Source organism: Pseudoalteromonas sp. NEC-BIFX-2020_015 (genome assembly GCF_012952265.1).
GTDB classification, from domain to species: Bacteria; Pseudomonadota; Gammaproteobacteria; order Enterobacterales; family Alteromonadaceae; genus Pseudoalteromonas; species Pseudoalteromonas neustonica.
Genome location: NZ_JABCJL010000021.1, coordinates 1 through 21,195, shown reverse-complemented (window position 1 = coordinate 21,195; position 21,195 = coordinate 1). Strand labels below are relative to the sequence as shown.

General features: G+C 37.7%; 12 protein-coding genes. 9 read left to right on the top strand and 3 right to left on the bottom strand.

Annotated features, from left to right (window positions below; genetic code table 11):
* Positions 1 to 261: 261 nt before the first annotated feature.
* Positions 262 to 2,277 (bottom strand): winged helix-turn-helix domain-containing protein, encoded by a 2,016-nt coding sequence (locus HH219_RS15100; protein WP_169327942.1) that lies wholly within the window; start codon positions 2,275 to 2,277, stop codon positions 262 to 264.
* Between the two features lie 136 nt (positions 2,278 to 2,413).
* Here HH219_RS15100 and HH219_RS15095 point away from each other — a divergent pair, with 136 nt between their 5' ends.
* The 4 genes from HH219_RS15095 to HH219_RS15080 all read left to right on the top strand — a co-directional run bounded on the left by HH219_RS15095 (position 2,414) and on the right by HH219_RS15080 (position 11,449).
* Positions 2,414 to 4,234, top strand: coding sequence for an alpha/beta hydrolase (locus HH219_RS15095; RefSeq protein ID WP_169327941.1), 1,821 nt, complete (start codon positions 2,414 to 2,416; stop codon positions 4,232 to 4,234).
* A gap of 377 nt (positions 4,235 to 4,611) precedes the next feature.
* Positions 4,612 to 5,337: a hypothetical protein gene (locus tag HH219_RS15090; protein ID WP_169327940.1), complete on the top strand. Its 726-nt coding sequence runs from the start codon at positions 4,612 to 4,614 to the stop codon at positions 5,335 to 5,337.
* Positions 5,334 to 10,031 carry an RHS repeat-associated core domain-containing protein gene (locus HH219_RS22080; protein WP_249118533.1) on the top strand — a complete coding sequence of 1,566 codons (4,698 nt, stop codon included), beginning with the start codon at positions 5,334 to 5,336 and terminating at the stop codon, positions 10,029 to 10,031. Before HH219_RS15090 ends, HH219_RS22080 begins: the two co-directional genes overlap by 4 nt.
* 443 nt (positions 10,032 to 10,474) lie before the next feature.
* Positions 10,475 to 11,449, top strand: a complete 975-nt coding sequence (locus HH219_RS15080; RefSeq protein WP_169327939.1) for a transposase — start codon at positions 10,475 to 10,477, stop codon at positions 11,447 to 11,449.
* A 680-nt stretch (positions 11,450 to 12,129) separates the two neighbouring features.
* Here HH219_RS15080 and HH219_RS15075 read toward each other — a convergent pair.
* Entirely contained in the window at positions 12,130 to 14,256 is a 2,127-nt protein-coding gene (locus tag HH219_RS15075) for a TonB-dependent receptor (protein WP_169327938.1), read from the bottom strand.
* Between the two features lie 280 nt (positions 14,257 to 14,536).
* Between HH219_RS15075 and HH219_RS15070 the strand changes: the two genes are divergently transcribed.
* Positions 14,537 to 16,702: a winged helix-turn-helix domain-containing protein gene (locus HH219_RS15070; RefSeq protein WP_169327937.1), complete on the top strand. Its 2,166-nt coding sequence runs from the start codon at positions 14,537 to 14,539 to the stop codon at positions 16,700 to 16,702.
* A 113-nt stretch (positions 16,703 to 16,815) separates the two neighbouring features.
* On the opposite strand, the gene HH219_RS15065 is transcribed toward HH219_RS15070, so the two are convergent.
* Positions 16,816 to 17,124, bottom strand: a complete 309-nt coding sequence (locus tag HH219_RS15065) for a TonB-dependent receptor (protein WP_169327936.1) — start codon at positions 17,122 to 17,124, stop codon at positions 16,816 to 16,818.
* A 38-nt stretch (positions 17,125 to 17,162) separates the two neighbouring features.
* On the opposite strand from HH219_RS15065, the gene HH219_RS15060 reads away from it, so the two are divergent.
* From HH219_RS15060 to HH219_RS15045, 4 genes are all read left to right on the top strand, one after another.
* Positions 17,163 to 18,137 (top strand): transposase, encoded by a 975-nt coding sequence (locus HH219_RS15060; RefSeq protein WP_169327935.1) that lies wholly within the window; start codon positions 17,163 to 17,165, stop codon positions 18,135 to 18,137.
* A 209-nt stretch (positions 18,138 to 18,346) separates the two neighbouring features.
* On the top strand, positions 18,347 to 18,775 hold the full coding sequence (locus HH219_RS15055) for a hypothetical protein (protein WP_169327934.1): 429 nt from the start codon (positions 18,347 to 18,349) through the stop codon (positions 18,773 to 18,775).
* 6 nt (positions 18,776 to 18,781) lie between these two features.
* On the top strand, positions 18,782 to 19,498 hold the full coding sequence (locus HH219_RS15050; protein ID WP_169327933.1) for a hypothetical protein: 717 nt from the start codon (positions 18,782 to 18,784) through the stop codon (positions 19,496 to 19,498).
* Between the two features lie 957 nt (positions 19,499 to 20,455).
* Positions 20,456 to 21,004, top strand: a complete 549-nt coding sequence (locus HH219_RS15045) for a hypothetical protein (protein ID WP_169327932.1) — start codon at positions 20,456 to 20,458, stop codon at positions 21,002 to 21,004.
* The last annotated feature ends 191 nt before the right edge of the window (positions 21,005 to 21,195 follow it).

Sequence of the window (21,195 nt, the reverse complement as noted above, 5' to 3'; positions counted from 1 at the left end):
GGCACCCGATAATAAATAAAACAAACACAGCTAAATATACTGAGTGGTGCCAGTTTTCGTTGCGATTTTTGAGGTAAGCGTTGCGCATTTTCCATTTATCTTCATGGGTAAAAGTGTGAAAGCAGCGTTCACACTATTTAGCACTGAATTCTTCCCAGTAACCACATTGCGTACAGGCATATCTCTTTTTTAAATTTGGTCCAAGGTTACTATTGCGCTTAAACATTTTTATCACAGCCTTTGATAATTTAAACAATGGATTTAAAACGCATACTGGTAAATATCTCCTTGGAGTGCCTTCAACCGAACCCAATAAATATACTGTTGATCAGGCGATATTGTATATTGATGGATAAAATCATCCGTTTTTGGCAACAGCAATTGTTCAGTGTGTGTGTCAATATTAAATGCCCATACACCGGTTTCTTGTCTGTAGAAATACAGCTGGTTATTGATGATTTGCCAATTTAACCAATTAATACGATTAAAGTCTTTAATTATCAGCTCTTCATTTGGATGGTCTAATTTTTTTCGCCATAAGCCATCGACCGTAAATTTAGAGTAATACAGGTATTCACCAATTATTCTGCCACTGTAACCACCATTTACGGTAAGTTGCGTGTGTTGGCCACTACTTCTTTGGTAGTACCATAGTTGCCAATTACCAGAAGAGTTGCCACTGTAAATAACATTATTATTCGCATCGTAATTGGCAACATAGCTATTTTTTGATTCAGTGAAAACGTGCTGATACGTGTTTTCATCAATATTTAATTCATATATATCACCATGCTTGCTAAACAGCACACGCTTACCATCATCTGAAAGCTCATAGCGAACAAACTGTAATTCAAACGGTAAATCAACATTAATTAGTTGGGCGTTGTCACCTTTTATTCTCCACCAATGATGACTTTTATAGCGTGTTGATAAAATAAGTTGTGTGTCAGCTTTCATTCGAGGTAATAATTCTGTTCGAGCGCTTTGTTGCCATGTAATGTGTGTTTTTTGTTTAATATTATACTTTGCAATGTCACTTACAGCGTTGAGATTACTGATCAATAGAGAAGGGCCATTATCACTTTGCAAAAGAGCCAATGAGTTAATTTTAAAGTCTAATTTTTTAAGTAATGAGTAGTGGCTGTTAGCGGTTTTTAGAGTGTACAGGCTTGCACTATCAGCAATAATTAAATCGTTATTATTAGGGTGCCATAGCAGGTTATTTATTCGCAAATCAACAGTGTGCTCTGTTAAGACATGATCTTCGTTGATGATAATAATATGAGATTGGTTTTCATTTATATAACGAAGAACGGCAAGCTGATTGGTATGACGGTTGTAATTAAAATTAAAATCACCTTTGGTGTTATTTTTGCTGGTGGGGTTGGTTATTTGTTTTAACCTGCCTGTATTTACGTTATAGCTAAATACCTGATACGGATGCGATTTACTAAAGCGCTTAGTAAAGTAAAAGGTGTTATTTTCTCCCCATACTAATGATGTTGGTATTTCATCACAGGTAAATAAAGGCTGCTGCTTTTGTGTTGCGACATAATAAAGAGCAATCGAACATTGTTTATCAATGTTCGTTGCATAAACAAGTTGCGTTCCATTGGCGTTAATGGCGGCGAATGAATCTGTTAATACTCTCTTTTTTGAATGTGTTTTTGTATCATATAAATACACTGCTTGGTTATTATTTTCATCTAGGTGATGAAATAGAATGTGTTGGCCAGAATCCGTTGTAGATAGTTTATACTCCGATCCGTTGAGTGCAATTAATGGGGCGCTAATAAGTGATAGCGTGTTTGAATGAGTAAAACTATTTGGTTTAATAAAATAACTAATAAGCGCCACTAAAAAGAGTAAAATGAAGGTAATAACGCAGCTTACTTTTATGAAAAACCATGTGCTTTTTTTATTTTCAGTAGCGGTAATTTCATTTAATACGGGCTCAATAGGGTCTTTGCTCAAACCTTCAATACAAGCAATGAGCCGGTAACCTTGAGTTGGTACTGTTTCAATAATGTTTTCATCGGTTAATGCAGCAAAATGCCCACGTAATAAAGACACGGTTCTGTTTATTGCGCCTTCACCTACAACACGGTTGTTCCACACTTTTTCTATGAGTTGATCACGACTGACAATCTGCCCATTAGCCGCCAATAAAGCTGTTAAAAAGTTAAATACTTTAGGTTCAAGATTGCGACTTTGAGTGCCCTTTACCAATGTTCGCTGGTTTGCATCAAACATTACACTTGCAATGTGTACCGTCATACTAATCTCTATCATATTGAAATAACTTTATATTTTAAAACATAACACAAACATAACAAAAACATAAGCTCGAACTATGTGAGCTGATGTAAATACATGATTTGCTAAGCTTCCATGTTTAATAAGAGTAAAAAAAATGCGTAGTTATCTATATTGTTTATTAAAAATAGTCGCTATAACATGGCTATTATCAGGTTGTAATGGCACCGACAATAAATCGGCTTCTCCTGTATCTAAGCCACCAGAGAGCGATGTAAATAAAACAAATTTAAATGGGCGAAGTTATTACCTTTCACTGCCAGCTAAAAACTTTGACTCAAAAAAAGCCTATAAATTACTATTGGCTTTTCATGGCTCCGGACAAGGGGCACAAAGCATGCGTAGTATGTCGGCTCTTGAATCTGCATCAGACAATTATATTGTTGTTTATCCGCAATCAAAAGTTGAAGAATGGAATGAAGGGTGTGATTGCAATAAGCCACACCGGCTCGGAATTGATGACTTAGGTTTTGTAGATGAGGTTGTTGCAGATGTTAAAACAAAATACAACATCATAGATGATGAACTTTATGCTGTTGGATTTTCTCAAGGGGGGCTTTTTGCACAAAATTTAATGTGCAATAGTGACTTAAAGTTTAACGCGATAGCGTCGGTTGCATCGCCAATGTCGGTGCAATTATCACAAAGCTGCTACATTGAAAATAATACACACTATATGATGGTGCATGGTAAAAATGACAAAACATTGCCCTATTATGGCCTAACTCATTCAAATTTTGGGCTTATAGCCAGTGAATATGCAATAGAACTTATTGCTAAAGAAAACGATATAGAGTCGCCAGTCGAAGTTGAAAAAACCAATGCAACGACCAAATATGTATATAAAAATGACACACACATTAATCAGTTAGTGGCTATTGAAGGCGGAGGGCATAGTTGGGGCTTTACTGGCTTTAATACCACTGAGGAAGTGATCAGTTTTTTTGATTCAGTCAGCTTAAATAAGCTAGATATTCACTCAAGTTTATACCGTGTTGGCTCGCAGCCAAGTAAAGATGTGCATGTACGCAGTATGGGCCTAGAGCATAGCGGCCCTGCCATTATTTTACTCTCAGGGTTTAATAAAAACTTTCATAGTGACAGTGCATGGTTTTCATTGTTGCAGCCGTTAATTGCAAAAACGCATCGCGTACATGTTATAGAGCGCTTTGGTAATGGGTTTAGCAGTAATGTAGATCAACCATCATATGCATCGTTTGTGTCTGCATTAGATAAAACCCTTAATATCCTCAATGAAGATGAGCTAATAATGGTGAGCTTTGCAAGCGCAAATATTTTGGCTCATTTGTGGCAAGTTTCTCCTGATTCACACGCGTCAGCCAATCTTAAAGGCATGCTCTGGATTGATCCTGATATTTTATTACCTCATTCAATCAGTCTATATCAAGACTGGCCAGTATCGTGGTACAGAGAAGTTGGGGACGATCTTATTGAACATATACAGCAGGGTAATTGGACCGAAAGAACATTGGGTAAGTTAGCCGCTGAACGCGAAGAAATGAATGCACTTATTCCTGTAGATTATCAAATTGATATGAATTGGCCGTATTTTGATCTCATTAGCCAAGACAGAGCACAAATTGATAAACAAGTAACCCGGGCAAAAGAAATCATGAATTACCATGATGACTTAGCCAGCGTGCTCAATAGTGATATAGCCACCTCAGTGCCTATTACAGTCATAGATACTGACTTTGAGTCGCATGATATTGCAAACGCAGAGCCCGAGTATGTTGATGATCTCATTAAATGGCAGCAAGAAGGAACACAATGGAGTCACTTGATCAGTGAGCAATCAGGCGGTCAATATGTGCCATTGAACAACAGCGATCATATGGCTGTATTTCAGCACCCGGATGAAATTATAAAAGCGATAATTAATCTACATAATCAATAATGTAGCAAAAATTAGCTTTTAATTACCCTAGCCAGATGGCTAGGGTTTATGCTTGCTAATGGGTTTAAAAGTTATCACATACTTTTTTACTGCAAAAAAGCAGAGAATATAATTGAGGTAAAAATAGGGTTGTAAGATTGTTTTTTTTTCTAAATTAATGTGGTTGACTTGTTACTAAAATGTGGTTTTATTGTGTTTTTCCATACAAAGGGATGATTGTAGATGTTAAATAAAAGTAATAACATCCGCCTGTCATTTTTTAAGGAAAAAATATGTTTTATAGGGCTAACAAACGAACAATTTCATCACTTCTATATCTATACTTACTGATCTTCAGTTCCGTTAGCTTCGCTGGTGGGTTCCCCTTCCCAGGTGGAGTGGATATATTTGAGACACCTAAAACGCCCACCAATTTTAATTATGCCCTTGACGGCAGTAGCATTAATATATCATGGAACGGAGGAACTGATGGTGGCAACGTCAGTTTTTCTTACGGTTCCTCTACTGGGCTTTTAACTCGTTCTTTTGGTTCATTACCGTGTAATGGCAGTTGTGACACTTCTAAAACATTTACGGTTGAGGTGTCTGAAAACGCAGGTGCTTACCGTGTTCTTACATCAAGTAATACACATAATAATTATCGATTCGAGCTAACGGGCAAACAAAATTATCGCTTTAGAATTAAAGTAGTTAATGTGTATACGTTCACCACCCCGTATACCTATAAAAGCAGTGGTTACTTAGTGAGCCCACTCATTGCAGCTCCTACTCAAAGTAAATTAAACAAACCGGTTATTTCTCCCAGTAGTACAAGCATTTCAGCAAGCACTGCAATATCAATCAGTTCATCGCAAGGTGGCTCGCACTACTATAAATTAGTGAATAAAGGCACCGTATGTGGCACATCAGGTTTTAGTCAATACATGGGTACATTTACGATAAGGGCAAGTAAACGCGTATGTGCAAAAGCGATAAAAAGTGGTTGGATAAATAGCGATGTTAGCTTTAAGGACTTCGATACAAGCAATATTAAAAAAGTTATTTTTATTCATACTGATTTGTTAGGTAGTCCAGTAGCTGAAACTCAAGGAGATAAGGAATGAGTAACACGTTAAATACGTTTTTAGGTAAGCTGGTTTTTAAAGGAATATTATTAATTCACTTTTTAATGCTTGGACTGAATGTACAAGCAGCTGATCCAAGTTTATCTGAAGATTTTCAATCTAATTTTTATGCTCTAAAGCATCATAGGCCAAGTTATGAAGTGGCAACTGACGGGCACTTATTTGTTGGTGACAATATAGATTTGAACCAAGGCGTTGTATCTATTAATCATACAGATGTTTCTATTCCTGGGATTGGGGGGTTGGATTTCTCTTTTACGCGGACTTACAATAGCTCTGAATTATGGCAAGATAGTTACGAGCTTGGTGATTGGATGATTGCAATTCCGAATATAAATACAACTATTTTGCAAGGTTCCGGTAGTGAAAATAATAGTGCTTGGCACTTAGGCACATTATGTACTTCACCTCTTAACCCACAATTAATTAATTTACAATCGCTGACAAATATTGCGCCACATGAATATTGGTCAGGCGTTAATGTCGCTATTCCCAATGTGATTAACCAAAAGTTAGGGGAATCGATAGTTAATAGGAAGAAAAAAGAATTAGCCAATTGGAAAGTTGAGTGTATACAGACGGGAGGTCATGAAGGTTTTAAATTAACATCACCCCAGGGAATTACCTATGAATTTACAGAAAAGCATCTTTATCAAGAATTCCCATTTAGAAAGTATTTCGATGAGCGCGGAGGTGGGCAGTTTTGGTATGATTTAAAACGTTACAAGGCATATCTATACGTTAGTAAAATAACAGACCGGTTTGGTAATTCAATAGACTATATATATGAACAAGGCAAGCTGATCAAAATGGAAGCATCTGATGGGCGTATTTTAGATATAAACTGGGAGAGTACACAAGGAAAAGATAGAGTAAAATCAGTAGTCTCAGATGGGAATGAGTGGCGCTATAGTTATTCAGGTGGTCGACTTGTCTTAGTGAGCTTACCTAATAACCGCACTTGGCAATATGATTTACGTTTAAGTACAACAAATGGGGGATTCCCCATTGCAAAGCATACAACAAAATTGACTTATTATAGCGGTACAACCGAAGCTCATTGTCTTGAGCAAGATAAAAACGCGCGCACCTCTACTATAACAACACCTACAGGGGCAGTAGTAACGTACAAAACTGAGCCTACGTTATTTGGAAGAACGGGAGTCCTGGGGCATAAAGGAAGTGATGGCCTGCGGATTTTAAATAAATGCACTGCAAGTTATGCATTGGTGAGCAAAACAGTCGCTTTAGAGCAATCCAATTATACGTGGTTATATGAGTACAGTGAAAATCCGGGTCTTTATTCTACTGAGTCCCCAGCAGACAAACATAAAATTGCAGTTCCATTCACAATTCCAATGTCTTATCAATCACATCAATTACGCAAAACCATGGTTACTGAACCTAATGGTAGTAAAAAAGAGTATTACTTTCTGCGGCACTATGATGCCTATGAAGGGAAAAAAATAGCGACTATCTATAAGAATGATAGTGGTGTAACCGTTAAGTCTGAATATATAACTTATGAAAAACAACCATTGGGAGTCACTCCTTCTTTTAAAACACATCATTTAAACAAATCAGGTGTTCCACTTTATACTTATGATTTAGATAACGCAGCCGTCCATGAAAATCGAGCAGTTCAGCTTAAAGTCATCACAAAACTCTTCACTCTTGGCGGCATCGATACATATTCAATTGATTACAGGGATTATAATCGGTATGGAGTATCAACATCAGTCCAGCGCTCTAACTCAATTAACAATGACTCCCTATCAATACGAACTGAGTACGTGCATGACTCAATTAATTGGGTATTAAATTTGCCAGGGAAAGTGTACGTGACGCAAGGGGGGAACGCTGAAACTCTGGTTAAAGAAACAACGTACACCAGTAAAAGTTTACCTTTGATGAAGAAGCGATTTGGACAAAATATATCTACCTCTCAGTATTATTCAGATGGTAATTTAAAGCGAATAGGTTATGCAGGCACAAATCGGTATGAACAATTTGATGATTACTTTCGAGGTAAAGCACGTAAAATCACAGTACCATGCTCTAAATTAAATGCGTGCGATACAGCCAATAGCAGTGCAAGAAATACAATGATAGCGACATTCGACATTAATAACGATGGTACGGTTAGCCGCATAGTCGACTTTAATGGCACAGCAACCAATTATACCTACGATGCGATTGGCCGTATTAAATCAGTAGATTTAAGCAATGATGCTGCTTATGGTAATTGGTATGACACATTATATACGTGGAATGATAATACAAATACGCGGACTATTTCAAAATGCACGCTAAATAGCGCAGGAACCGCTTGCAATGATGCGGTTGCCTTTAAAACCACTGAGCAATACGACAACCTACTACGGCTTACTCAACTAAAATTGGAAGATAGCGCAAAGAGTGCCGCAGAAAATAGTATTCGCTATCAAAATTATGAGTATGACTACTTAAACCAGCCATTATTTCAATCACACATGAGCAGTAACGCGCAAGAGAATAAAGGTGTTCGCTCGGTGTACGATGCGCTTGGCAGAATGAAAAGCCGAACAACCAGCGGCATGGGGACAGTCAATTATGCATACCTATCAGGAAACAAAATTGAAGTAACGGATGCAGAAGGCAACGCAACAACCACGACCTATCAGGCATTTGGTTCACCAACTTATCAGCGTGCAATTTTAATAGAGTCACCAGAGCAAGTTACCACATCACTCGACATTGATGTCTTTGGCCTGACTCACTCTATACAGCAAACAGGCCCTAATAAATCAGGTGCATTAACGAGCATCACTGAAAACCGCTACTATGATAGTAATAAGCAGCTTTGTTTAACAACCCGCCCAGATACCGGTAACACGTTATTTAATTACAATCTATTAGGCGAATTAACATGGAGTAAAACAGGGGTTAGTAATACCGAGTGTACCTCTGTAGTACCAAGTCAACCTACACGCTATAGCTACGATAATTTAGGTGATTTATATCAAGTTGATTACCCAGATAATTCAGGCGATGTAACGTATGAGCGCGACAATAATGGCAATATCATCACCTTAACAGCGGGAGACGTGACGCACCGCTATAGCTATAATAATCAAAACCTATTGGAAGATGAACAGTTATTAGTAGGTAGCGAGCAGCCTTTAATGCTCAATTATAGTTATAATGCCTTACAGCACACATCGCATATAGGCTACCCTGATGGAACAACCGTCACGTTAAACCCCAATGGCTTTGGTGCACCAACAGAAGTACAAGCGTATAATAGTGGCAACGTTGCCTTAAGTTTTGCCAGAAACGCTGAATATTATGCAAATGGCATGCTTGATTCATTCACTTATGGTAATGGCGTTACCCATAAAACCACCTTGCATGCAGATAGCTTATTACCCAAACAGCTTAAAGACACCGGCCCCACAGGGTCAAGTATTCCAAGCACAGTGATGTCACTCACTTATGACTACGACCATAATGCAAATGTGACGTCTATTGTAGATGGTCAAAACAGTGCCTATAGTTTAACCAATTTACAGTATGACGGCCTCGACCGCTTAACCCGCACCACAGGCGGCGCCGGTATAGGCTCAAGTACCTTGCGCTACGATGGTTTAGGCAACATCACCTACTACCAAAGCAAAGGTAAAACACTTAATTATACCTACGACTATACAAAAAACCGCTTAAGCAGTGTAACCGGCGTAAGTGGTCGGTATGGCTCAATAGGCTATGATACCCGCGGAAATATTACTAACAACGGCGCATATAGTTTAGATTTTAATGCGGCCAATCAACTTAAAACCGCGAAAGGTAATAGCTATTTATATGATGGTCACAACCGCCGCGTAAAACAGAGCGATGGCAATGGCACCAGCTATTCAATGTACAGCCAAGATGGCACATTACTGTACAGAGAAAAAGGCGACACCATCACAGGCAACGGCACTAACTATATTTACTTAGGTAAAAAACTGATTGCCAAGTACGGTGACGTAACACCGCAAACCGTGAGTGAAAGCCGTCAGCACAGCCGCCCATTTGGTGAATCGATAGAAGCACCCAAAGACGACGTAGGGTACACAGGGCATAAATTCGACACCGACTTAGGGTTGAGTTATATGCAGGCACGATACTATGATCCAGTTATCGGGCGTTTCTACTCGAATGATCCTATGGATTACATAGAACAACTAGCTAAAGGAGATGCAGTCCATGGATTCAATAGATATGCATATGCAAACAATAATCCTTATAAGTATACTGATCCTGATGGAAAAGATGCTAGCTTATATCCAAAAGATAAAGCTGTAGCAGATCCTTCAGATGTAGTTAAGTCTTCCCCGAAGTTTGAATTTAAATTAAAGGCTACAATAGAAAATAAAATGGAAACTGTAGAACAAGCTGACAAAATGGAATCTACTAAAGAAGCGGTAACAAATACTACTTTAGCTGTAAGTAGCGCAGCTCTTACTTTCTTAGCTCCGCCAACAGCACCATACGTAACGGCTGCTGGAATAGCTGTTGCGGCAACTGGCGGAGTTGAACCAGTTCATAAAGGTGATGTATTCAAAACAGAGGTTTCTATTGAAGCGACCAGTTTAACAGAGGAACCGAAAATTGAAGTGAAGACAACTCAAGAGCATAATCATGACAACTAGTATTTTCTTATATGTTCTTTTAGTAATAATATCTATCGTTGTACCTATAAAGTTTAAAAGCGATAGTCGTTTATTGTTAAGCATATCTTCTTGTTTTATTGGTGCCGCTATAATAACTGCTATTTTTCATAGTGATATGGATAAAGCCAAGTGGATTATTGTTGGCTTAAATTCAATAGGGATGATGTCATATTATCTTCGATATAGGGTTATTAGAAACAAAAGGTAGCTATAAAAGTCCCTTATTTTGAATCCAAAGCCTCTTGTGAAATGACCCCATATGGTGACTTATTAAGGGCTTTATTTTTGGCTGCTTTTGTAAAACCAAAGGGGGCACCCATAAATAAAAAGGACATAAATAAAAAGGACACCCACCCTAAAGTTTGTATTTTTTATATTTTGCACTAACGTTTAATTAGTGCGAAATATAATCAGGGTGTCACATGGCAATTGCAAGAAAGCGTCAAATAAGTTTGGTTGATACAAAGTATTATCACTGTATTTCACGTTGCGTTCGTCGTGCTTTCTTGTGCGGTGAAGACCGTTTTACAGGGAAGTCTTTTGAGCATCGCAGAGGCTGGGTTGAAGATAAGCTGCTTGGATTAGCCAAGGTATTTTGTATTGATGTGTGTGCCTATGCAGTCATGAGTAACCACACCCATTTAGTGCTGTATGTAGATGATAAAAAAGCGAATCGACTAAATGATAAAGCCATTGTTATTCGCTGGCATAAGCTCTGTAAAGGCACCGTATTAACACAAAAATACATACAGGGTGAGAAGCTAACTAAAGCTGAACTTATCTTTTTTAATCAAACAGTAAAACAATACCGTGAACGGCTAGCAAGTATTAGCTGGTTTATGCGGCTATTAAATGAAGATATTGCTCGTAAAGCCAATAAGGAAGATAACTGCACAGGCAGGTTCTGGGAAGGGCGCTTCAAGTCACAAGCGCTTCTTGATGAAGCAGCATTGGCAGCCTGTATGGCATACGTTGATTTAAATCCTATCAGGGCCAAAATGGCACACACGGCAGAAGAGTCATCACATACGAGTGTGCAAAAACGATTAGAAAGCGCAACAGAAGGCAAGCAACCAAAACAACTATTACGCTTTGCCGGCATGTCACGTCAAATCATGCCAAAAGGGCTACCGTTTGAACTTAAATCCTACCTTGAACTGATTGAATTAACAGAGCGTTGTATACAAGAAGGAAAACGCGGGTATATTGAAAGTACACATTTACCTTTACTCGAAAGAGTAAATATCTCCCCAGAAAACTGGTTAAAACTGACCACGCAATTTACACGCGTATTTCATGGCGCAGTAGGTAGGACGACCTCACAAGAGAGTTACTGTGAACACTTGAACAGAAAACGGCGTAGCAACGTCAGTAACAGCGAAAAGCTACTGGCATAAAGTTAAAAGTCCTTAGTAAAAAGTTAAAACTGCAATTATGCAGTTATTTTCATGCGCGTAATTTAGGTTTCACAGTATAGGCGCTCGCTTAATGAACGATGAACGAGTGATGATATAAAAAGAGATAAGTTTTAGCCCAAAAGAGTAAACTTAGTAGCGCAGTTTTATTTACTCAATTAAAGTGGCTGTCTAGTTTATTCTGTATGTTTGTAGCTAGCCCAACCACATAAGGCACTGATGGGCAGTAAAGATAATAGCTTAAGGGCATAGAATCTAATATTTAAAGGTAATGCCACATCATTTTCTTTTTCGAACAAGGATTAAAAGTTAGATTGAGAGCTAAGTAACCTGAACTCGGCTTAATAAATAGTTTTATAACAGCTATTTATATTTACCTCTGCGTTAAATTTACTTGCAATAGCTCCCTATTGACGCGAAATTTGCCTTTAAGTAACTAAAACTTTCAAGCTAGAAAGAAGTTGTTCAAGTTAATCTTGTAAATTTCAAATGACTACCTTATCTCTTAAACCGAGTACAGGTTAAGTAACAAGGGTCGGTACTTGTCACTTAGCTTAAAGGTGGCATTTAGACTGTCTAATACTAAGGGTGAATTAGACACTCTATTTTATGACTAAATTGATAGCTCGTATAACTATAATGAGTGAAACTAGCTGATTTGGCTAAAACTGACCGCGTAGCGTCAGGTAAAATAATCGTGGATAACGGTGCCTCCTGTTTTCATATCGTAAAATACTCCCCTCAGCAATGCTTTGTTCATATCTCACTCTTCGCCTTTTTTCTTTGCCTAATAATAGCTCGGAACCTTCTAGGCTAATTTTTAATGCTGGGGTTATGTTGTACTCAATAAACGCTTCTGCATCGATACTTGATTCATAAGTGCCAACCATATCGAGTCGGTTTAAGTAGCTATCTGATTCTGAAAATATGCGAAAACCGTAGGCCATACCCCATTCCATAGCGTCGTGGTTTAGCTCAAAAGACCACTCATTTTTTGGTGTTTTAAAAATTACCTGCTTAGTTTGACTTAAAGGATCAATAAACTCAGAGTCTGTGTAACTGTAATTTGTACTAATCAAGGTGTTTTCTAATCCTAAAGCGGCCAATCGTAAATTGCTTTCAAATATAAAACCATACCTTTTGGCACTTCCTGCATTACCGGTTCCAGACCAATCACCTAAGGGTATTTCGGTTAAATGGTCTTTTATCTTATCGTTAAATAGCGATAGGCTAATATCACCGAGGTTGCTATTTAAGTTGTACTGATAGGTCAACTTTGTTGCCCAAGTTTGTTCAGGACGCAAATGTGGGTTACTCGGCTCTAAACGAAATTCTTCGCCGTTAAAGGCTGGGAGAAAATCGAGCAGATCTAATTGGCTTACTTCTTTCTCAATGTTTAAGCGAATTTGAGCGTTTTTACTATAGTCATAGCGAAAATTAAATCGTGGCTTTAAATATTGGAAGTTACGGTTTAGTGTGAGCTCAGTGTCTAATACTGGGTCTTCACCATACTGGCTACTATAACGGGTATCCAAGTCAACCTCGGACCACTCAGACGTTATGGATGTTTGCATATTGACTGAACTTGAAAAGCTAAAGTTATGACTTAAGTATGCTTGATAGCGCACTTCTTCAATGGTGGAAGATTCAATGGTTAAAGAGGGAATTTCGTCGAAAGAGTGAAAACCTACTTCCCCTTCAACGGTATTTATCGCGACTTCTAGCCCTGATTCAAGAGAATGTTGTTCGGTTAACTGGCTGTTTAGTGAAGTACGAAGCACTTTTTCTTTCGCGATAGCTTGATCGTTTAGTCTAAAAGTCGGGGTAAACTCTTGGTGATCCAGTCGATATTTCTGCCTAACAAGTTCATCAGCATTTTCCTTATTGCTAATAAACATCACTTTCATTTGTCCTAAGTGGTCAAGCTGTAGATTAAAGTCGCCACCTAATTCCCACTCTGTTTTGTCTTGGTTAATATTATTTGTCTCATAATAATTTCTTCCTTGTTCAAGCGTTAGCTGTGGGTATAGGTAATGAATAGGATTGCTTTCTGTGATTTCGCTTTGCTTGTAAGCGCCATTTAACCGAATAGAACTGCTCTGTGATGACGCATAATCGAGGCCAGCAGAGAAATTATTGCTGTGCCATTTAGTTTTATTGTTACGGGGGCTTATCCTGAGCAATTCTTGTGCTAGTGAAGTAAACACTTCTTGGCTAATGAAGTGATCAGGCTGTGCTTCTCGTTCTACACCTAAGGTGTATTTCAATGTGCCAGAGGTGGCAGTGTGGCTGAGACTGCCAATGGGTAGGGCTTCAACGCCTGAAATATATGCCAAACCTAAGTTCCATAATGTAGAGCTGGTATTGTTATCCTCTAGCAATACCACATTAATGATCAGTCCTTGTGACTGCACATCTAAGCCAGCTACTGTACCGCGAATTAATTCGATATGGCTGACACTACTAGCGTGAATTCGGGTTAACTCTGCGGCGATACCGTTGTTCTTTCCAGAAACACGTTTGCCGTTGATTAATATTTGATCGTTACCTGCACCTAAACCACGCTCACTATCTTGGTTGTTATGGGTAGAGCGTAAAATGGCCGATGCACCGGGAATTTTCTCTAAAATGTCTTCTATATTTTGTGGTGAAAATTTACTAAAATAACTACTGTCGTAGCGGGTGACAACGTTATCATTACCCGCCAACCCGTTAAATGATATCATGCCGAGAAAAGTTAATCCGAATAGCTGAATTTTTTTAGTTGTTAAAAAACCTTTTACCATCATTATATTTCCTTAAAGCTTGCAAAAAGTGGTTATTACTATCATCGAAATAACCGCCTAGTGTTTAAGCTTGTTTTATTGTTTAAGTTTTAATGGCGACTATTATTCATGACCGCGATTACTTTAATTTTGTAATAGCTGATTTAAAGCTGATTTTTTGCTGATGGTCTATTTTATAAGGCCTGCGAAGTACACAAAAAAGATGAGAGTTCATTATTAATGAAAGAATTTAAAGACACTTATGCTGTTTTTTTTAACATGTCAGTTCAATGGTATTACTTAAATGATTAAGTTTACCGTTGAAGATTATCAAGTTGACTTGGCTCGTTCACAAATTATTCATCAAGGTGATGTAGAAGCCGTAGAGCCGAAAATTTTACAGGTTTTATTGGTGTTGGCGCAAAAGCAAGGAGACGTTGTTAGCCACGAAGAAATTTTAACCCAGGTTTGGCCAGATACCTATGTAGCACCGAATGCCTTACAAAGATGTATTGCTCAATTACGCAAAGCTTTTAAGGATGATGCTAAAAAGCAATGGATGATTAAAACGCACCCTAAAAGGGGGTATAGCTTAATTGGTCAAGTTACTTGGCATCAGCCAGAGCAAGATAAGATTATTGCTATTGATTCACCAATAACAAACTCAGATCAAGGCAGGATAGCTGACACAGATAATAAGACAGAAGTTGATGCCCTACCGACTGCAGCGAACAAAAGCTGGCGCATGTTTTTTGGTTTAGCTCTAGCTTTATTGGTGCTTATAATTTTGGCTAGTATTAGGTGGTGGCCAACGAATCATAATACGTTACCCATAAAACACATGACGGCACTAACAACTACGCATAATAAGGAGTATTCACCTAGCTTTTCACCAGATGGGCGCTATATTGTTTTTGAGCGGCATATTAACCCTTGTGAAAATCAAATATGGGCAAAAGACACTAACGATAATAAAGAGTATTTGTTAACGAAAAAGCCAAGCCTTTATGGCCCGCCTGCTTGGTCTCCCGATGGTAGTCAAATAGCTTTTGCTCAAGAAAATCATTGTGGTGAGGAGCAGATACCAGCGTGGTGTTCAGACATTCAAGTATTATCATTTGCTTTGGCTAAAAGTAAACCGCAGTTGACTCGCTCTTTGGTGCCTTGCGGAGAAAAATATTATAAGGAAGTGGTTTGGTTATCAAATGAGAAAATTGCCTTTGTTGTTAATGAACAAGGACAAGGTAAAGTGGTAGGTTTAAACTTAGCTACAAAGCAGCGCAGCACTATATACTCGGCAGGTAGTCAGGTGATCACGCAAATGGATTTTTCTACTAAATTCAATTCGATTGCGCTCATTCAACATGATGAAAAACGTATACCTAAACTGGTATTAGTTGATCCAGAAAATAAAGAGTTTATACAAGTAGCTTTACAGCCGCCACAAAAATTTAAGCATCGTGTTTATTGGCCGATTTCTTGGCATCCGCATAGACAATTATTACTTAGTACAAATAAAAATTCGTTATTTGAAATTGATTTACAGGGACGGTTTACTGAATACTCCATACCAAGCATGCATGGGTTTTATGGCGTAGATTACCACCCTGATGGTAACAAGCTCCTTTCTGTAATGAGTTTTCTTGACTTTGATATTGCAGAATTTAGCTGGCATGAATTGCCTGATGAAAAAGAGAGTGCTTTAACCTTTACCCAAGAAGCAGAACACTATCAAGTATTTCATCGCAGTATAGTGAATGAAAAGAGCGCACAGTATCAACCAAGGGGGCAACATATTGCGTTTTTATCTGAGCGCAATGGCCCAGCGCAGATATGGTTATCGTCGGCAGATAAGTCAATATTGAGGCAGCTGACAGAACTTTCATTAGAGGAGAGTGTGACTAGTTTTCGTTGGACTCCTTCAGGGGACTCTTTAATAATGGTTGCCAACAGAAAGCTATATTTAGTTAATTTATCGGGTAATGTTCAACCGTTAACTGCACCATTTGAAGTGATAGAAGTTTATCAAGTGATGGACAATAACCAAGTGTTATTGAGCATAATTGAGCAAGGAAAAATTAAACTAGTTAAGTTTAATATAGAAACTTTTTCGCTAGTAGAGCTGTATGAAGGTGATAGTATCTTGGCGCAGTTAACGGATAAAAAAACTTTATTTTTTGTCGATCGAAAACATAACCTAAAAGAGTTAGTTGATGGCAAAGTCAGTAGTGTGAATCTTTTTGAGCAGTTTTCAATTTTTTCACTATTTTATCGAAATAATAACACTTTGTTTATTGAAGATAGCAAATCAAATGTTTGGCAATATAATGTTGACGAGCAAACAAAAAAAATGGTGTTACCAAGCCTTAATGAGGTCTATGAAGTTACCGATATAGATATGCAAAATAAGAGGTTATTGTTTTATCGTACTTCAACATCAAGCAAGGAAGTGGTGTTGTTTCATCAATAAACAATAAGGCTTGGATGCAAGCAGTGTTATAGAAAAATAGCTAGGTAAGAAGCAAGCTTACTTGTTACCTAGCGTTTAGTTAGCTCTACGTGAACTATTGCAAATGAAGTTATTTAAAAGTTATAGCTTATATTAAGGTTAATGGCGCGTGGTTCACCGTAATAACCTGCGTTATAGCGAGGTACTGTGCTGTAGTACTTTTTATCAAACAAGTTACTAATATTTAGGCTTGTCGAAATACTGTCGCTAAGCTCGTAACCCATACGAAAATCAACTACCATATAGGCGTCTTGTCTAGCTGTCTCGCCATTAGGACCAGAATCTAAAGTGTAGATTTCATTTTGATAACGTAGCATGCCACCCATAGTCAGGAAAATAAAAAGGACACCCACCCTAAAGTTTGTATTTTTTGTATTTTGCACTAACGTTTAATTAGTGCAGAATATAATCAGGGTGTCACATGGCAATTGCAAGAAAGCGTCAAGTAAGTTTGGTTGATACAAAGTATTATCACTGTATTTCACGTTGCGTTCGTCGTGCTTTCTTGTGCGGTGAAGACCGTTTTACAGGCCAGTCTTTTGAGCATCGCAGAGGCTGGGTTGAAGATAAGCTGATTGAATTAGCCAAGGTATTTTGCATTGATGTATGTGCTTATGCAGTCATGAGTAACCACACCCATTTAGTCCTGTATGTAGATGATAAAAAAGCGAATCGACTAAATGATAAAGCCATTGTTATTCGCTGGCATAAGCTCTGTAAAGGCACCGTATTAACACAAAAATACATACAGGGTGAGAAGCTAACTAAAGCTGAACTTATCTTTTTTAATCAAACAGTAAAACAATACCGTGAACGGCTAGCAAGCATCAGCTGGTTTATGCGGCTATTAAATGAAGACATTGCGCGTAAAGCCAATAAGGAAGATAACTGCACCGGCAGGTTCTGGGAGGGCCGCTTTAAATCACAAGCCTTGCTTGATGAAGCCGCATTGGCAGCTTGTATGGCATACGTTGATTTAAATCCTATCAGGGCCAAAATGGCAAACACGCCAGAAGAGTCATCACATACGAGTGTGCAAACACACTTAGAAAGCGCAACAGAAGGCAAGCAACCAAAACAACTATTACGCTTTGCAGGCATGCCACGTCAAATCATGCCAAAAGGGCTACCGTTTGAACTTAAATCCTACCTTGAACTGGTTGAATTAACAGGGCGTTGTATAAGAGAAGGCAAACGCGGGTATATTGAAAACACACATTTACCTTTACTAGAAAGAGTCAATATCTCCCCAGAAAATTGGTTAAAACTGACCACGCAATTTACACGCGTATTTCATGGCGCAGTAGGTAGGACGACCTCACAAGAGAGTTACTGTGAACACTTGAACAGAAAACGGCGTAGCAACGTCAGCAACAGCGAAAAGCTACTGGGATAAAGTTAAAAGTCTTCAATAAAGAATTAAAACTGCAATCATGCAGTCATTTTCATGCGTGTAATCTAGGTTTAGCAGTGATAGGTGCACACTTAATGAACGATGTGCGATGAACGAGTGATGATATAAAAAGAGATAGGTTTTTAGCCCAAAAGAGTAAACTTAGTAGCACAGTTTTATTTACTCAATTAAAGTGGCTGTCTAGTTTATTCGTGACTTATAGCGCCCTTCCCAGTCCCGCTTTATTAGGTGGAGAGTTCTTTGCATTAGGTGAAAAAGCCTTTTCTTACGCTAGTTCTAAGATAATTGGAACTGCTCAATCTACAGGTACATTAGGGCACGCTACATTATCAAATATATACGCTTATGCTTATGCAATGAACCCTAGAGTAACTAGAGTCACTATGGATTTGGGCTATAAAAAACTGATGGATGGAGTGAAAAGTATGAGGCTAAAGTATGGTCCACGCCCTGATGTCGCAGCAAGGTATAATGATGGTTCAATAAGAGTGAAAGAAATAGCATCTAAAACGGATAAACCTGCTCAGTTAATTCAGAGAAACGTTAGTAAGATGAGAAATGAGGCTATTAGTGGTAATGTAAGTGTTTGTTGCTACTCAACTACAAAAATGGTTTGGTAAATAATTATGTTTTTCAAAAGTAAAATTAAGTATAACGTTACTAAAGCATATTTCTTGGTAACAGAAACAAACTCGCTCAATCTTGATAGCTTGTTTGATACTTTTCTGCAATATAGCGATTCTGAAGTTGTACAATTTTCTTTAAATTATGAGGAAGCAAAGGAAATAAAGTGTTTTTCTCAAAAGAAGGTAGCGTTGTGTGTTGAGCAGTTAGAAAGTTTGGATTTTTATGACGTAAAAAGCAGGGCTATCTTGACAGTGAATAAGGTATTCACATATTTAAACTTTAAGTTTTCAGTGCTCGAATTTACTGTTGTAAATAGCTTTCGTGAAGATTTTAAAAAAGAAGTGCAGCTGTTTAAAGATATCTCAAGTGCTGGGGATTTAGTATATGGTTATAGTCGAGTTTTGCGGAGTGACTATTTACCTATTACAGAAAACAAAGTGCAAAAAAAACTATTTGGCGGTATATCGGTAACAGTTGAAAGTGAAGAAGCTAAGTGGTTAGTACACCCAGAAGGCATAGAACAAGGAGCAATTAAAGGCTTGTACCCTCTAAATTATTTGAATGATAAAGCTTTTAGTATCTTACAGGAATATTCAGGTGGCTTTTTTGATAGCCAAGACAGTGCTGGTAATATCTTATTAATAGATCAGCAATCTCAAAAAAAGTTGTCTAATATATCGTCATTGGAAAAGTTCATGCATTTTTCTGAAACATAGTAATGCGATGTATTTGAGCTTACAGTTATCTGTGCAAACCTAAACCACAGCTCATAGGTTGGATCTTAAGAAAACTTGAAAATGAAAATAAAGAAGACATATATGGTCACTCCGCCTGAGTCAAATTTTCTGGTGGTTTTTTATTCTTTTACAGTACATTTTTGTTATTACATGATGATCACCGCGCCAGCGAGTTTTTACTAATAAAGGTAACGGTCCTATGACATATATCCGGCGTATAATGGCTATTTCGTTGCCGCGCCCTCATGAGATCCAAGAGGTCTTATTTACCTTTGCACCCACGATGCCTCTAGGGCAGCTGTCATACTGAGGTTTCAAATAAGACAATACCGTTTAATTCATCAGTGCTTATACCCGTTTGGTCCTATAAATTTTAATAAAATTAATCTGTTACTAATAATAAAAATTGAAAATAAAAAGGACACCCACCTTAAAGTTTGTACGAATTTAGAATAATTAAGATGGGTGTCAACTTAATCCTTTCCAATTATGCAGTTATTTTCATGCGCGTAATTTAGGTTTCACAGTATAGGCGCTCGCTTAATGAACGATGAACGAGTGATGATATAAAAAGAGATAAGTTTTAGCCCAAAAGAGTAAACTTAGTAGCGCAGTTTTATTTACTCAATTAAAGTGGCTGTCTAGTTTATTCGTCATTCAACGACTGAAAAGTTCCACGTTTCTTTTTACAAAGGTGCCTATAAAGCCTATTTGAATGGTTCTCCTGCAGATACATCTGCTGGATACCACGCAAATTTAAAGCCTGGACTTCATGCTGTAAGAGGGTTGATAGTGCATGAAACAGGCCATTCGATACCCAGAGTAAATATTAGTGTAGTGAACGGCAAATTTAGGCGTATTAAAAGCAGGAAACAAGAGAGAATGACAGATGATTTTCTCAAATCAGTTTATCCAAATAAGTATTAGAGAGGTTTTATGTTTCTTAGTATCAGCAATAAATATTTCCCATTATTATTCTTATTTTTTGTAGGAACTGGTGTGCAAGCTCAAGAATTCAAATATGTCAGCATTAATCCTTTTAAATCACAGGATGGCAAATATGATGTTGCCAAAGATACATTTAGGATTAATAAGGAAACTAAAAGTGTCTTTTGGGGGCGTTCTGGCTATACATATACAGGTTGTGGAAAAGATTGGTTATGTATTAAGAGCTTCGCATTTAACTTTGCTGTACCATTAGTTGATAAAATGCCTCGTAAATGGCAAAAGTTTGGTTTCGCATTTTTAAACAAGGGTAATGAAAAAATTAGTATTTTTGGAAAGAGTAAAGATGTAGTAAAGATAGAAGTAATAAATCTTGAAAACAATTTCGCGACATCAGATCCTATGATTATTTATTACTCTGTAGAAAGTGGGATTATTGGTTTTACACAACTAATTTTTGATGAAGAGCTAAACGTAAATATTCCAGAAACTTATTTTTCAGTTGCTGAGTTAGGGTTCGGTCATAAAATAGAGCTTTAAATGGTTTTAAAAAAGAAAAAATCATAGGGTCTTGCATTGCAAAAACCCCTTTAAAGCCTATAACTGAATCGCCCCGTGTTTGCCAGAGACTCAATAACTTGAGAAACTGGAACTATGAAAAAATCAAATCGCTATACATCAGAATTTCGTGAACGTGCAATTAGGCTTGTTACTACACAACAACATGAATA

Coding starts and splice junctions, on each gene's coding strand:
- HH219_RS15100 (WP_169327942.1), bottom strand. CDS start 2,277: ATGACGGTACACATTGCAAGTGTAATGTTTGATGCAAACCAGCGAACA.
- HH219_RS15095 (WP_169327941.1), top strand. CDS start 2,414: ATGCGTAGTTATCTATATTGTTTATTAAAAATAGTCGCTATAACATGG.
- HH219_RS22080 (WP_249118533.1), top strand. CDS start 5,334: ATGAGTAACACGTTAAATACGTTTTTAGGTAAGCTGGTTTTTAAAGGA.
- HH219_RS15080 (WP_169327939.1), top strand. CDS start 10,475: ATGGCAATTGCAAGAAAGCGTCAAATAAGTTTGGTTGATACAAAGTAT.
- HH219_RS15075 (WP_169327938.1), bottom strand. CDS start 14,256: ATGATGGTAAAAGGTTTTTTAACAACTAAAAAAATTCAGCTATTCGGA.
- HH219_RS15070 (WP_169327937.1), top strand. CDS start 14,537: ATGATTAAGTTTACCGTTGAAGATTATCAAGTTGACTTGGCTCGTTCA.
- HH219_RS15060 (WP_169327935.1), top strand. CDS start 17,163: ATGGCAATTGCAAGAAAGCGTCAAGTAAGTTTGGTTGATACAAAGTAT.
- HH219_RS15050 (WP_169327933.1), top strand. CDS start 18,782: ATGTTTTTCAAAAGTAAAATTAAGTATAACGTTACTAAAGCATATTTC.
- HH219_RS15045 (WP_169327932.1), top strand. CDS start 20,456: ATGTTTCTTAGTATCAGCAATAAATATTTCCCATTATTATTCTTATTT.